Source organism: Dyadobacter sp. AC419 (assembly GCF_979253085.1).
Window position 1 is genome coordinate 29327 of the sequence record NZ_CEEDCD010000029.1, and the last position, 14131, is coordinate 43457.

Annotated in this window: 14 protein-coding genes and 2 pseudogenes; 11 read left to right on the forward strand and 5 right to left on the reverse strand. The window is 44.2% G+C overall.

The features are described 5' to 3' along the window. Positions 1-150: 150 nt before the first annotated feature. From AC0IYG_RS28065 to AC0IYG_RS28075, 3 genes are all read right to left on the reverse strand, one after another. Positions 151-2583 (reverse strand): TonB-dependent receptor plug domain-containing protein, encoded by a 2433-nt coding sequence (locus AC0IYG_RS28065; RefSeq protein WP_471714399.1) that lies wholly within the window; start codon positions 2581-2583, stop codon positions 151-153. Between the two features lie 29 nt (positions 2584-2612). Beyond that, entirely contained in the window at positions 2613-3947 is a 1335-nt protein-coding gene (locus AC0IYG_RS28070) for an APC family permease (protein WP_471714400.1), read from the reverse strand. Between the two features lie 124 nt (positions 3948-4071). After that, entirely contained in the window at positions 4072-4224 is a 153-nt protein-coding gene (locus AC0IYG_RS28075) for a hypothetical protein (RefSeq protein WP_471714612.1), read from the reverse strand. 99 nt (positions 4225-4323) lie between these two features. Between AC0IYG_RS28075 and AC0IYG_RS28080 the strand changes: the two are divergent. The 3 genes and pseudogenes from AC0IYG_RS28080 to AC0IYG_RS28090 all read left to right on the forward strand — a co-directional run. Beyond that, positions 4324-4407: pseudogene (locus AC0IYG_RS28080) on the forward strand (histidine kinase); the annotation flags it as partial. A 196-nt stretch (positions 4408-4603) separates the two neighbouring features. Continuing rightward, positions 4604-5338, forward strand: a complete 735-nt coding sequence (locus AC0IYG_RS28085) for a dioxygenase family protein (protein ID WP_471714401.1) — start codon at positions 4604-4606, stop codon at positions 5336-5338. Beyond that, entirely contained in the window at positions 5335-6033 is a 699-nt protein-coding gene (locus tag AC0IYG_RS28090; RefSeq protein WP_471714402.1) for a pirin family protein, read from the forward strand. The genes AC0IYG_RS28085 and AC0IYG_RS28090 overlap by 4 nt, the downstream gene beginning before the upstream one ends. 72 nt (positions 6034-6105) lie before the next feature. Here the strand turns inward: AC0IYG_RS28090 and atpC are convergent, their stop codons facing one another. Beyond that, a complete protein-coding gene (atpC, locus tag AC0IYG_RS28095; RefSeq protein WP_471714403.1) occupies positions 6106-6348 on the reverse strand; it encodes an ATP synthase F1 subunit epsilon in 243 nt (80 codons plus the stop codon). Positions 6349-6375: 27 nt separating this feature from the next. Beyond that, a pseudogene (gene atpD, locus AC0IYG_RS28100) lies at positions 6376-7891 on the reverse strand (F0F1 ATP synthase subunit beta). A 171-nt stretch (positions 7892-8062) separates the two neighbouring features. On the opposite strand from atpD, the gene AC0IYG_RS28105 reads away from it, so the two are divergent. The 8 genes from AC0IYG_RS28105 to AC0IYG_RS28140 all read left to right on the forward strand — a co-directional run bounded on the left by AC0IYG_RS28105 (position 8063) and on the right by AC0IYG_RS28140 (position 14076). Next, entirely contained in the window at positions 8063-10216 is a 2154-nt protein-coding gene (locus AC0IYG_RS28105) for a tetratricopeptide repeat protein (protein ID WP_471714404.1), read from the forward strand. Beyond that, complete coding sequence (locus AC0IYG_RS28110) at positions 10185-10727, forward strand: hypothetical protein (protein WP_471714405.1); 543 nt, start codon at positions 10185-10187, stop codon at positions 10725-10727. Before AC0IYG_RS28105 ends, AC0IYG_RS28110 begins: the two co-directional genes overlap by 32 nt. A 38-nt stretch (positions 10728-10765) precedes the next feature. Continuing rightward, complete coding sequence (locus AC0IYG_RS28115; protein ID WP_471714406.1) at positions 10766-11218, forward strand: hypothetical protein; 453 nt, start codon at positions 10766-10768, stop codon at positions 11216-11218. A 42-nt stretch (positions 11219-11260) separates the two neighbouring features. Beyond that, positions 11261-11971, forward strand: coding sequence for an ABC transporter ATP-binding protein (locus AC0IYG_RS28120; protein ID WP_471714407.1), 711 nt, complete (start codon positions 11261-11263; stop codon positions 11969-11971). Positions 11972-12004: 33 nt separating this feature from the next. Beyond that, positions 12005-12202: a hypothetical protein gene (locus AC0IYG_RS28125; protein ID WP_471714408.1), complete on the forward strand. Its 198-nt coding sequence runs from the start codon at positions 12005-12007 to the stop codon at positions 12200-12202. A 1-nt stretch (position 12203) separates the two neighbouring features. After that, positions 12204-12461, forward strand: a complete 258-nt coding sequence (locus tag AC0IYG_RS28130; protein WP_471714409.1) for a type II toxin-antitoxin system RelE family toxin — start codon at positions 12204-12206, stop codon at positions 12459-12461. Between the two features lie 84 nt (positions 12462-12545). Then, positions 12546-13268 carry an RluA family pseudouridine synthase gene (locus AC0IYG_RS28135; protein ID WP_471714410.1) on the forward strand — a complete coding sequence of 241 codons (723 nt, stop codon included), beginning with the start codon at positions 12546-12548 and terminating at the stop codon, positions 13266-13268. Between the two features lie 73 nt (positions 13269-13341). Further along, complete coding sequence (locus AC0IYG_RS28140; protein WP_471714411.1) at positions 13342-14076, forward strand: hypothetical protein; 735 nt, start codon at positions 13342-13344, stop codon at positions 14074-14076. Positions 14077-14131: the final 55 nt, after the last annotated feature.

Below are 14131 nucleotides of genomic sequence, written 5' to 3' on the forward strand. Positions count from 1 at the left end.
CTTAAAAATCAAAGTTACCAATTTTTGACTGTATGATTTGTCCGCTCTTCAAGGCCAAATAAGATTAGTAACGCTCAAACAAACTTAATCTTGCCTGAAAATCAGCTCGCCAGGAAAGTTTATTCAAACTTTCCTGGCTCAAAAAACGCCCTATTGAACCGAATAAACCCCTTTTCCAAAACCAGGCGTTCCAGAAAAGCTCAAAACCTCTGTCCTAATGTCAACATTGGTTGACGCATCTGTATTGTAATATTCCAATTTCGCTTTTCCCTGTTTGTCCGTTCGCAGCATAGGCGCCCAGAAAATCGTCGCGCGAAAATCAGGATTTGTGTCCTGCGGTTTACTGGCTTCATAAGTCGGTGCGTAAAATTCTTTTGGAACATTAAAACCTGCAATTTTTGTGACCAGCACGCCCGGCACAATGTCCTGCGAGTAATCGTAATTTTCATTTCCTCTTTTGGTCAAAATCGAGATCACACCATTGCCGCCGCGACTTCCGAAAATTGCCGCCGAAGCTCCCTTCAACACATCAATTGACTCAACATCAAATGTGTTCAGATTTGCTATCATATCTTTCTCCACCGGCATTCCGTCCAGCACAAAAAGCGGTTCGCCACGATTTCCCCGAATGAACACCGAAGCATTCATTCCCGAGCCAATCACTTGAACACCAGCCACTCGTCCAGCTATCATATCCAAAATACTTCGTCCGCTCGATGCCATCTGCGGCGTTATTTTAAGGGACGCATCCGCAGATCCATACAATTTTCTTGAATCACGCTGCACTGCCTTTTTTCCTTTGATGGTCACTTCCTGCAATAACCGTTCCCGGCTTTCCCGGATTTTTCGGGCTATTTCCTGATCCTGTTCCGCACGTTTGAGATAGGCTTGTAACTGCACCGCATCGACGGTTATGGGATAAAAAGGCACTTTAACCAAGGTTATTTTTGGCGTTGTAAAAGGGTCTAAAATAAAGGAAAGATTGGCATTGCCTTTTTTGTTCATGCCCTGCAAACGGATCTTCAACGAATCGGAAAAAGCCAGATTATATACTGAAAAGCGACCTGCTTCATTGGTCTCAGCAGTCATAAAAGTGCCCAGACTGTCATTGCTCAGATACATGGAAAGTGCAATTTTGTCGACTAACTTTTTATTGTTCCGCCGCACTTCTCCTTCCAATGTAACGCCTTGCTCCACAAAATGCCGCGGAGCCGCAAGGGAATCCGAAAGCACATCCTCCCAGCGGAAGCGACTCCAACCCTGTGTCATCATCAGATAATCCATGTTAATCTTTCGCTCAGATTTTTCGGGATCAAAATAATGTCCGGGCTGTTCGATAAATCCTTTTAAATCGGATGAAAGCAGAAAATTGGAAGTAATGGTCTGGTCGTAAGGCTGTTGTAAAATCTGCCCTGCGTCCGTAACCGCGACAGAAAGATTTGCTTCAACGGGCTTCCCGGCAGAATCTGAAACAGAAATTTCAATGGATGTTTTCTCACGTGGCTTGTAAGCAGCTTTGGAAGGCGTGATTTTAACCCGTAAACTCCGCTCATGATTGATAAAAACGAGTCTTTCACAAACCGGTTTATTTTGCTCATCAAAAAGTGTCAAATGTGTGATCCCGTCCGGCAGTTCGGCTGTTGGAAGGCTCATTGTCAGTCCTTTGGCGGATACTTTTCCTTTGGCTACAAACGCGACGATTCCTTTTGAATGCCCTACAATGTGCACGACGGATTCTTGTTTGCCAGGAAGTTTGCAATAGGCGAGCACCCGCATTTTAAGGGGATTTGAAAGGTTGTCTACGATCATCGTAAATCCGTTTTCCATCACTTCCGGAAAGTCATACTGAACCGCTTTTCCGTCTTTTGCATGCACATAAGCTGTGTAAGTTTCCCCTGACTTTGGCTCAAACTGAAAGCGCCCCATTCCCAAATGTGCGCTTTTGTAAGACGCCACTGTATCCTTACTTTTATCGAGTATGAAACCGCTCACATCTTGCCCCAGGCCATTTTCTGCAACCGCTTTAAATGCAATGCGCGTGGTGATGCCAGCAACCATTTGACCGCCTTCGGGAAAAAATTTGATATCAACCGAGCGGGGAGGAGCGGGCACGGCAATGCTGTCAGGATCAAAGAGATAAATGTCCTTATGAAAAAACAGGTCTTCGGAAAAATTGCGCATCCAATTGGTGTAGGCGCGAATGGTGTAGGCACCTTTTGGAATAGAATCCGCCAACACAATCTCGCCGTTTCCAATGCCACCCGACATTTGAACGCGCCGCAAAGCCACATTTTTGCCAGTCCGCTGCTCAATCAGGTCAACATATAAAAGCTGACTCGCGCTGTCAGGCAAATGCAATGCGCCTTCGACTAAGTAACTTTTAAACCAGAGCGTGTCACCGGTGACATAATAGGGCTTATCTAAATGCAAATAGGCTTTTTCTTGCGGGAAATGTGTTCGATATTCTGCAAGTTTGGCTGCAATGTGCTGGGTAAAATCATCGTCAATCCAATGAAAACCAGTGATTAACAGCAACATGAGGGGAATAAGGCATTTTCGTAGAAGTCCGTTGATCCATGGCATAGTTATACTTTTTTGTAACCGGATGCAATTTAACGGTTCAGCCGGGTAACAAGCAAGTAAATGGGATAGCTAATGACTAGAAAAAGCAAAGCAAACTGACTGCTCGGTAAATCCTGAACCACAGCGCTTACGAGGAATGCGATTGAAAGGATCAGCATCACAATCGGAAGCACCGGATAAGCCGGGACTTTCCAAGGGCGGGGTAGGAGCGGCTCCTTTTTTCGAAGTGCCAATAATGACGCAAATCCGGATGTGTAACCCAGTACAAAGAAGAATGTAGCAATGTCCGAAAGCTTTTCGGTCGCGTCTTTCCCAATCAAAATCAATGTTATGGCGACGCCCGAAGTGATCAGCATGGCCGTTGCAGGCGTTCCGCCTTTGTTTACGGATGTGCCGCCTTTGAAAAATAAACCGTCACGGCTCATGGAATATAAAACCCGTGGATTGAACAGCAACTGTGCATTAACGATCCCTAAGATGGAGATCATCAAAAACAGCGTCACAATTTTCGCTGATCCTTCGCCAAAAATTAATCGAATGGCGTCCGCCGCGGCCAGCTTAGACTGAGCTAATTCATTCATCGGCAGAATGTGCAGAATGGCGAGATTACAAAGCAGATAAATTGCAATGATGAGCAAAACGCCTCCTATCATCGATTTGGGCAGGTTTTTGGTCGGATCTTTGTCTTCTTCTGAAAAATAAGCGGCTGTATGCCAACCGTCGTAAGTGTAAAATATGGCTTGTAGTGAGAAAATTACCGGAGCAATCCAACTTCCTGTTTTCACGATTTCGCTTGTGGTCAGTTGCGCTTGCTCCGCCGTCACTTCGTCTCCATATATGTAACATACGGCCACAAAAATGAAAAGTCCGAGCCCTTTCAGCACACTCATAATGTTCTGAAAACTGCTCGCCAGCGCGAGTCCGATCCAATGTATGCCCGTGAGAATCAGTAAAATGGCAGCTGCAACATAAGGTTCAAAACCCACAAAAGACGGGACGAGCAATGCCAAATATTCACTCATGGTATAAACACCAAAACCAAGGGCAGAACATGTTCCCAGCCAGCTGTTTATGCCCACCACAAAACCTGCATAATTGCCAAAAGCGCGTTGTGCGTAAACATACCAGGCGCCGGCTTTGGGCATCGAAGTCCCTAGTTCAATGGTGCACAATGTTCCTAACAAGGCATATAAGCTGACGGCTGCCCAAAGGCCCATTATGAGCCAAGAATCGCCTAATTGTGCTGCAATAGGACCGGGTTTTCGGAGGATTCCTGTGCCAATTGTCCCGCCGACCGTTACGGCTATGCCGAATCCGACACCTAAAATTTTAAACAGTTCATTCTTGGCTGCGGGTTGTTGCATTGTGGAGGAGTGAAATTGTGCTTTTCGAAAATAGGAAAACTTTTTCTTTTTGTAAGTCCTATATTGACATTGATTACATCGCAAAACCTCCTTTTGGCAGAATATAATGCTTGGGACTAAAATTCTATGGATCGCCCAATTGGCTGGCTGGCTTCTGTTTATCAGCCTGCCAATCACGGTTATGCCAGGGAATAGTCCCGGTTATTGAGCTGCGAATGCTGGGTTCGGTAATGTTTTGGCTGTTCGTCGCATTGTATATGGCTGTCTTGTATGTCAATTATATTTTCTTAATTCCAGCACTTTATCTCAAACAGCAACACGTTTTCTTTTTGAGCTTTCGGAGAAAAGGATCATCCGCTCCGAGGCAGACAAGGCGGCAGCGGAATTATCATTTTTCAAAGCTCAGATCAACCCGCATTTCCTATTTAACACACTCAATAACCTTTATTCACTGGCAGTAAGTCAAATCAGTTTCTGCTCATGCACGGGATTCCATCTTTGTCAGATCGGAATATAAGATGGTGAGAATCGACCTTTTTGTTTGTGGCATTCACCGGCCCGTTCAGCCTATTCACCGAGACATTGACCATACACTGCAACATTTACCGTGCTTCGTGCGATTATGTATTTGAATCACATGAACTGTTACAAACAATATGGAACGCAAAGAATTTTTAAGGCGGGGATTTTCAGCATTAGGGTTCGCAGCCATCGTGCCGCTGATCAGCTGCTCGAGCGACACAGTTGCGCCCGTAGAAGTCGGATCCGAAACGACCACGGGAAGTACAAACGGCTCTGGATCAGGCACCTGCTCAATGACCGCCACCGAAACTGCCGGACCATTTCCTACCAAAACTCCTGCCAGTCTGGTAGCAAACGACATTACATCTGACCGGCAAGGAACCAAGTTATCTGTCAAAATAACCATCCAAAACCTCAATAACAGCTGCGAAGGATTGGCCGACGCACTTGTCGATATCTGGCATTGTGACGCAGGCGGAAATTACTCGGAATATGGCGGCTCAGGCATGCAATCGACGAATTATACCAATGTCCATTTCCTGAGAGGCCGCCAAATGACTGACACAAACGGAATGGTTACATTTACAAGCATTTATCCGGGCTGGTATTCGGGTCGTGCGCCGCACATTCACGTGCATGTATATAATGCGAGCGGAAAGTCGCTGCTAGTGACTCAGATTGCATTTCCGGAAGCGATCAGCAAAGTGGTTTACGCACAAGGCGTTTACGCGAGCCACGGCCAGGCGGACACGACAAATTCACGTGATAACGTTTTCAACGACGGCACTTCTACGGAAATGCCCACAGTAACAGGCAGTGCATCAGCAGGATACGAACTTACGCATGCAATTGTTGTAAGCGCGGAATGATCGCGGCAAACATGGAAACAGAAGCACAAATTTATCTTCAAAGTCAGCGAGGACAATTTCAGTCGGAGGGTTACCGGGCGTTTTACACTTTCAACTTCGGACATTACAAAGCTGAGAATCGCGAGGCCTTCGGAAATTTACTGGCTTTGAACGATGAAACGCTTTCACCGCAATGTTCGCATGAAGTAACTGTCAACGAGCCAGTTCAACTTCTGTTATTGCCATTGGTGGGTGCGCTTGAAATTGATGGAGGAAAAGGAGAACTGCGATTTGTTGATTCTGGTGAATGCTTTCTACTTGACATGACGCCGGATGATCGTTTTGTCATCACAAATCCTTACCCGGACCAAGCAATTAACTATTTGCACATCAGTATCTTAGCAAACAACATTAGTTTTCAAGAAGTAGTTGTAAACGCTTTTGACCTAAGCATTAAAAATACGCTTATTCCAATATTGGATGCCCCAGATCCGCACGAAAACGCTTTAATAGGCATGTATGACGGCCGCAAGGATGGCACTTATTCTCTAAAAAGTCCCACAAATAACATCTTCGTTTTTATTATTGAAGGCGCATTTGAAGTCCAGAACCGGCTTCTTGAAAAGCGGGACGGGCTTTCTCTTAGGAATGTGCAGGAAGTTGAATTTGAAGCGTTATCCAATGATGCGATTATTTTGATCCTGGAAACAACTTAACGAGTGTTTTAAACACAAAAAAAAGCAGATGTCACTTTCGCAACATCTGCTTTTTCAATTAATAATATATGCTTACAGAACAGCTTCTGCCAGAACGAGAACGTTGTTGTTAAGCACTTCTACAACGCCGCCGTCGATCAGATAGGATTGCTTTACGCCACCGGCTTCTACAACCACATCACCTTTGCCCAGCGTGCTAACCAATGGTGCGTGACGGTTTAAAACCTGAAACTGTCCTTCAGAACCCGGTAATGTAACGGCATTTGCCTCTCCGGCAAACACTTTCTTATCTGGGGTGATGATTTCTAAATGCATAAATCTTGAGTTTATAAAGCTTACAGCTTACCTTGTTGCTTCTGCAAGCATTTTTTCTCCTTTTGCCTGCGCATCTTCAATGGTTCCAACCAGGTTGAAAGCCATTTCAGGAAGGTGATCATAACCGCCGTCCATGATCAGGTTAAAGCCTTTGATTGTATCATTAATGTCAACCAATGTTCCTTTCAAACCTGTGAACTGCTCTGCAACAAAGAATGGCTGAGACAAGAAGCGCTCAACACGACGAGCGCGTGAAACGACAAGCTTATCTTCGTCAGAAAGTTCTTCCATACCAAGGATCGCAATGATATCCTGCAATTCCTTGTAACGCTGAAGAATGTTCTTAACACGCTGTGCGCAATCGTAATGTGCTGCACCCAATGTTTCTGCATTCAAAATCCTTGAAGCTGAATCGAGTGGATCCACTGCTGGGTAAATTCCTTTTTCAGAAACTTTACGGCTTAGTACAGTCGTTGCGTCCAAGTGAGCAAATGTTGTCGCAGGAGCAGGGTCAGTCAAGTCATCCGCAGGCACGTAAACCGCTTGTACAGATGTGATTGAACCACGCTTTGTAGATGTAATGCGTTCCTGCATCTGACCCATTTCTGTGGCCAATGTTGGCTGATAACCTACCGCAGACGGCATACGTCCCAAAAGGGCCGAAACCTCTGAACCTGCTTGGGTAAAGCGGAAAATGTTGTCAATAAAGAAAAGAATATCACGACCTTGACCTTCGCCATCTCCATCGCGGAAATACTCAGCCATTGTCAATCCTGAAAGTGCAACACGGGCACGTGCGCCAGGAGGTTCGTTCATTTGTCCGAAAACGAAAGTTGCTTGTGAGTCTTTCAACGTGTTATAATCCACTTTTGAAATATCCCAGCCGCCTTCTTCCATGCTATGCTTGAATTCGTCGCCGTATTTAATGATACCAGCTTCGATCATTTCACGCATTAAGTCATTTCCCTCACGGGTACGCTCTCCAACACCTGCGAATACGGAAAGACCCGCGTAAGCTTTTGCAATGTTGTTGATCAATTCCTGGATCAATACGGTTTTACCAACACCGGCACCCCCGAAAAGACCGATTTTACCTCCTTTTACATAAGGAGCAAGCAAGTCAATTACTTTAATCCCTGTAAAAAGGATTTCCGTAGATGTTGCAAGATCTTCAAACTTAGGAGCTGAGCGGTGGATAGAAATACCATTCGAATTGTCAAGTGGTGTAAGTCCGTCGATCGCTTCACCGATCACGTTGAACAAACGTCCTTTGATCCCTTCGCCGATTGGCATTCTGATGGGTGATCCAAGGGGAGTAACCGACATTCCGCGTTGCATACCTTCGGTACTGTCCATCGCGATGGTACGGATACGGTCTTCGCCCAAGTGCTGTTGGCACTCGAAGAACGACTCTCTGACCGTTTGATTTGATGACTTCTAACGCATCAAGGATAGACGGAATTCGGCCGCTGTCCTCAAATGATACGTCTACAACCGGACCAATTACCTGCGTAATTTTTCCTATGTTTGTCGCGTTTGCCATTATATAATTTTGATTATCTCCGATGAGGTTTTTTTCAGACCGCAAAAGTAGGAGATAATTTGGTCAGTACCAAGCGAGGAATTATTGAATTATTGGATATTTTTTAGATAGTCCGCCTGTTTTTGCCAAATCTCTACGTTGTAATTCCGAGAATTGCTATAAATGAATTTTATGAAGGAGTTTTTTTTCTGGAAGGTTTGGTCACCGTCTGAACGGAATATGACGGTTGCTGCTTTCCTGGCGCTTGTTTTGGCGCTTGTTTTTTTTCTGATCAAAAGCATTGATCCGCTGGCGAATGTGATTCGGTGGAATGTGGTTAGTGAACTGTCTGAGACAACCGCGGTCGTTGACGTTTTGCAGCTGGATCAATGGCAATATGGCATTTCAACGCCTACACATTTGGTTACAGAGAGTTTTATGGCTTCTGTTATGGAAACCGATTTTTTGAGTGTTGCGGCATTCTGGACCCTATCCTTAGTCGGACTTACGATATTGCTTGCTGCATTGACAACCATGTCAAGATTCTATTATCTGGCAGGGACCATCGCTTTTATTATGTTTCTGGCTTTCTCGCGACTGGAAACACTTGGCGTTTTTGGTGACGGAAACCGAACGCTCTTTATTATTGCAGTCGTGCTCTATGGCGGAATAACTTATTATTTCCACGCATTCCGGCCTGATCTCGGCATAGCCATGCGGATTGCGGGAGTTGGTGCGGTGACCATAGTAATCGCATTACTGGTTGCTTTTGCTTCAAAAACGCCATTTCCGCCATTGACAGCGGCCTCTTATTCCTACCCATTTTGGCTGATCATAACCGTTTTATTCCTCATCGTGAGCGCCACCGAAATTATGGCTGCGCTCGTATGGCTAAGCACCAGCGGATCCACGGGGAAAGGAAAGTCCGGCCTAGTCAACTTTCTGGTCATCAGCATTTTGTATTTGCTCTTGCTTTTACTTTTATACTTGCGAAATACAAAGCAAATTGACTGGGACCTGACATTAATTAGTCCGGCTTACCTTGGCTTGGGAGCAGGCGTTCTGGGCATATGGGGATTCCGGAGAAGGGCCGATTCGACGGGTGGCATCATTCCATTCAGAAGCACCGGCTTTTGGCTTTATATCAGCATGTTTATCATTGCGGTTTCATTTACAGGCTATATGGCTGGAATGGCTAACGATCCTGTGTTGGAAACGCTTGAAGATGTTGTTGTTGAGGGCCAGCTTGCCATGGGTGTCCTCTTTTTATTTTATGTGCTGATCAATTTTTACCCATTATTTCAGCAAAAACTGGCCGTTCACAAAGTCTTGTACAAACCGATGCGCTTTGGATTAACCCAGACACGCTTATTTGGTTTTACGATTCTGATTATCCTGTTTTCTATACAACGATTGTTGCCCGTAAATCAAGCAATTGCGGGTTATTTCAATGGTCTGGGCGATCTTCATGCCAATACGGAGGAGTTTTCGCTTTCGGAGCAATATTACAAGCTAGCTGTTCAGCAGGAGTTTCAAAACCATAAATCCAATTACGCATTGGCGTCCCTCGCATTACGGCAGGGCGACCGGAATGCAGCAGCATTTTATTTCCGTCAGGCTTTGCTCAAAAACCCTTCTGCGCAAGCATACGCGGGATTAAGCGGAATTTTGATTCAGGAAAATCTATTTTTTGACGCCGTTTACAGCTTGCAAGAAGGAACAAAACGCTTTCCAAAAAGCGGGGAATTGCTGAATAATTTGGGTATGCTTTATTCCAAAACCAATGTTGCGGATTCGGCCTATTTTTATCTCGCAAAGGCCAAAGACAACACAAAACGCTCAGAAATCCCGGCGACAAACCTGCTCGCCATTCTTGCCAAAAGCACAGACGAAACATTGCTGGACTCACTTGCCACAGAAAGCGAAAAGCAGAATTATCTTTCGTGGCAGGCAAATTGGCTCGCTATTCAGAATTTAAGGCAGAATTTTACAAAAGAAGCATTTAACAAAGATGCCATTCCGGCTGATTCTTTGCTAAGCGTTTCTTCATTTGCCTATTTACTAAACTACGCTGTTAATCAGGCAAAAAATGACAGCATGCCCGCCAAACTTTTACCCGTTTTGGCAACAAAAAACCCTGTTCTTTCACAAGATTTGAGCCTTGCAGCTCTTTACGCTGAATATTATAGCGGAAGCAAATTAAAGGCGCTGGAAACGCTTTCCGGATGGGCTGATGACGGCGGTGAAAACAGTGATATTTATCATAAAATACTCGGGCACTGGTTGTTACAACTTGGCCTTAATGACCAGGCAATTGAAGCATTGTCTTGTAGTAGAAGGCGTTGAGGGGACAATTGGCATGGCAGTTGCTAATGCTTTGTCTGACAAACAAGCGGTTGCGGTTGTTTTATTGGATAAAATACAGGAAAAAGAGCCGAATGCGGCCATCGAAAAATTGAAGCAGACATTGTTTTCCGGCGCGAAACCAAAATCTCCGGCAGATTCTTTGTTACAAATAGCCAAACGGACGCCTTCGGACCAGAATTTTGACAATGCCATTCAGTCAAATCCATTTGATGAAAAAGTTGTTGCAACCGCTTCTGCATATTACCGACAGAAAAAACGGACTGCGAAAGCTTATAAAATTGTGCTGGATGCATTGCGTTACAACGAATATGCGCCACAACTTTGGGAACAATATGCGTATTTAAGCCTGGAACAAGGTTTGATTGGTCAGGGCAACGAAGGCGAAGAAAAAGTGCGTCAGTATGCGTTGCCTGCCGATTATCAGCAATTTATGACTCGCTATCAACCCATGCGGGCTCTTATCGAAAAACAAAGAGCGGAATTTCAGTGATTTGATATTTTAGAGAACTTAAATTACACTTCATCAACATGTCCTTATCCTGGAAATCTAATGTCAGCGGAACTGAGTATCGGATATTCCGGGGCAAATTAATTGTCGGACTTCTGAAAACCGGTGTCTGGCAAGATGCAGGATATGGCGAACTGGACGGACATTTACTGCGATTTAAAGGAGAAAACTGGTTCAGTACAAAGACTAAAATCCTCGATATTGAAGGTAAAAATGAGCTTGGGCTAATTCATTATAATTACTGGAAAGGCTCGGCGAAGATCATTTACGGCGACGATGAATACGAATGGAAGTTCGATTCGTGGATGAAAGGAAAATGGTCCATTCAAAATTCGGAAGAAATTGCCCGGTTTTCTACAACAGGTTTCTGGAAAAATGAGGGCAGCGTTGAAAATGACGACATTTCAGCTGCAATGATTTTATCGGCATTGTATGTCAGCAATTATTGGCGTAAAATCGCCGCCACTTCGTAGTTAATCACTTCTAGTTTATCTCAAATCAATAAAAAGCATCACATGAGAATCATTGAGACCACCGAAATTGCGAAACGTTATGTGATGGGAAGCGAGGTAATCCAGGCACTCAAATCGGTGACGATTTCCGTTAATAAGGGCGAATATGTCGCTTTTATGGGGCCGTCGGGTTCTGGAAAATCAACATTAATGAACATCATCGGTTGCTTGGATACGCCCACAACCGGCAGATATATTTTAAATAACAAAGACGTCAGTGATATGACGGAAAGTGAGCTGGCTGAGATCCGGAATAAGGAAATCGGTTTTGTGTTTCAGACGTTTAACTTGCTTCCGCGGATGTCTTCACTGGATAATGTTGCGTTGCCGCTCATTTACGCCGGATTAAGCAAATCGGACCGCACTGAGAAAGCAATGTTATCGCTTAAAAACGTCGGACTTGAAAATCGTGCTGGTCACAAGCCTAATGAGCTTTCAGGAGGTCAGCGCCAGCGTGTTGCCATTGCACGGGCACTTGTTAATGATCCAAGTATATTGCTTGCAGATGAGCCAACGGGTAACCTTGATTCGAAAACATCTTACGAAATCATGGATCTTTTTGATCAATTGTATAGCAAAGGAAACACGATTGTTATGGTAACGCACGAAGAAGACATTGCACATTATGCCCACAGAATCGTCCGCCTCCGCGACGGCCTCGTCGAATCCGACACCATAAATCCCAATCCAACGAAGGTTAGCGCTTTGGTTTAGAATTTATTAACTTTCCAGAAAACTTTGTCAATCATGAAGGGAATAAGCTATTTAATGGATGAGGAGGGACAAAAAAAGGCTGTTGTAATAGACATTGATTTGCTAAAAGATCGGGACAGTCTGCTAGACATTTTGGAAGAAATTGAAGACGAGATCGCGATTGGACAGAGAAAAAATGAGCCTTCTTTAAATTGGGAAGATGTGAGAAGTTCGCTGATGTCGAAGGATTGATATGTATAAAATTTCTGTCAAAAAATCGGCGTTAAAAGAGTTAGAAAGTATTCCAAAATCAGATCGCTCAAAAATTATTGCCCATATTGATGCGCTCGCTAATAATCCAAGACCACAAGGAGTAAGGAAACTAGAAAACTACGAAAGTAGTTACAGAATACGAATTGGAAATTATAGGGTGATTTATTCGATCGAAGACGAAAAGCTTCTCATAGAAGTCATCAAGGTTGCTGATCGAAAAGAAGCTTACAAAAAGTAAATCATTATTTTTGCCGTAATATGCCAATCCGGAAGAATGAACCGCAACTGGTTGTTCTTCCGGATTGTTTTTATTTGATATTATATGAAGATCAATTTTAAGGACCTGATATTATTTGAAGACGAGGATTTTTTGCTCGTTAATAAGCCCCCGCACCTGGCTACGCTTGACGAGCGGACGGCAGATAGGGGAGGAAGCGTGTTGAGGCTTGCAAAAGAATACAACTCCGAGTTGCAGGCAGCGCATCGCTTGGATAAAGAAACTTCCGGCGTGCTGGCATTTGCGAAAAACCCGGCCGCTTACCGGCATTTGGCCATGCAATTTGAACATCGTGAGGTTACAAAGCGTTATCACGCAGTTACAAATGGCATTCATAACCTGAACAGCATTTCGGTTTACCTGCCTATTTTACCTCTGAAAAACGGAACTGCCGTTAAAATTGACCGGGCGGAAGGCAAAACTGCGGAGACAATTTTTAACACATTGAAAGTCTATCGCGGATATACATTGGTTGAATGCATTCCTATCACGGGTCGCATGCACCAGATCCGGATTCACTTGTCGTGTTTGAAAGCGCCCATCGTCTGCGATCCGCAATATGGCGGCGAGCCGATCTTCCTGTCCAATTTGAAACGCAAATTCAATCTGAAAAAAGAAACGGAAGAACAGCCTCTGATTCAGCGTGTTGCGTTGCATGCTTTTGCATTATCGTTTGCCCTGATGAATGGTGATCCGATTCGCGTGGAGGCGCCGTATCCCAAAGATTTTGAAGTGCTTGTAAAGCAGCTGAACAAATTTGGCGTATAGTAGCATGGTTTTTTAAGGGTTATGAAGAAAGATTGTGTAGTTTAACAATTCGTTTTCACCTAACATTAAAAACATGCATTTACACACATTTGTCAAGTCAGGTTTGCTTTTCGGTTTTGTTTTGAGTTTTATTGTTTCAAATCAAATATGGGCTCAGACCGGAGCAAAAAATGACGTGATCGTCAAGCGCGACAGTTCTAAAATTCAGGCGCTGATTACCCAAATGAGCTACGAAAAGATCAATTATCGGGATCTTGGGACCGCTGACAGCGCGAAAAGCTACATTTACCTCGATAAGGTTGCGCGCGTTATTCTTAAAACAGGAAAGATCATTCAAGTTCGCGATTCGGTTTTAATCGGTCACGTGCCGCCGGATAGTGTCGGACAATATGCGGATATGGCCAATTTGCCTTCCGATAAATTTGAAAGAAGCGTCGTTATGGCGAATTCGGATCAACTGAGAGACAAATATCGCTATCATACGGATCGCTCGCTGGACGGCAAAACGGGTGCAATCGTGTTTACTTCATTTGCAGCTGCTTCGCTTGTTTCGGGTGTAATCATTGCTGGCTCAGGAACCAGTCCTGATAACAAAACAATTGGAAATTCTTTGGCAATAGTTGGTCCTGTCGTGGGCGTAGGACTTGGTTTAATTGGTTTTAGAAACTACAAATTTTATAGAAATAGAGCGGAGAAAGTGAAGACTGAATTAGTGCGCCGAAATCAATCGCTCAGCATTCTGAACATCAGTCCAAGCATTGATCCGTTTAATAAGTCAGGACAATTAACATTAAGGATGTCACTGTAATAGCATTTATTTAGTATCATTAATGATCTAAATGTCTTATTATAACATCCTTCCC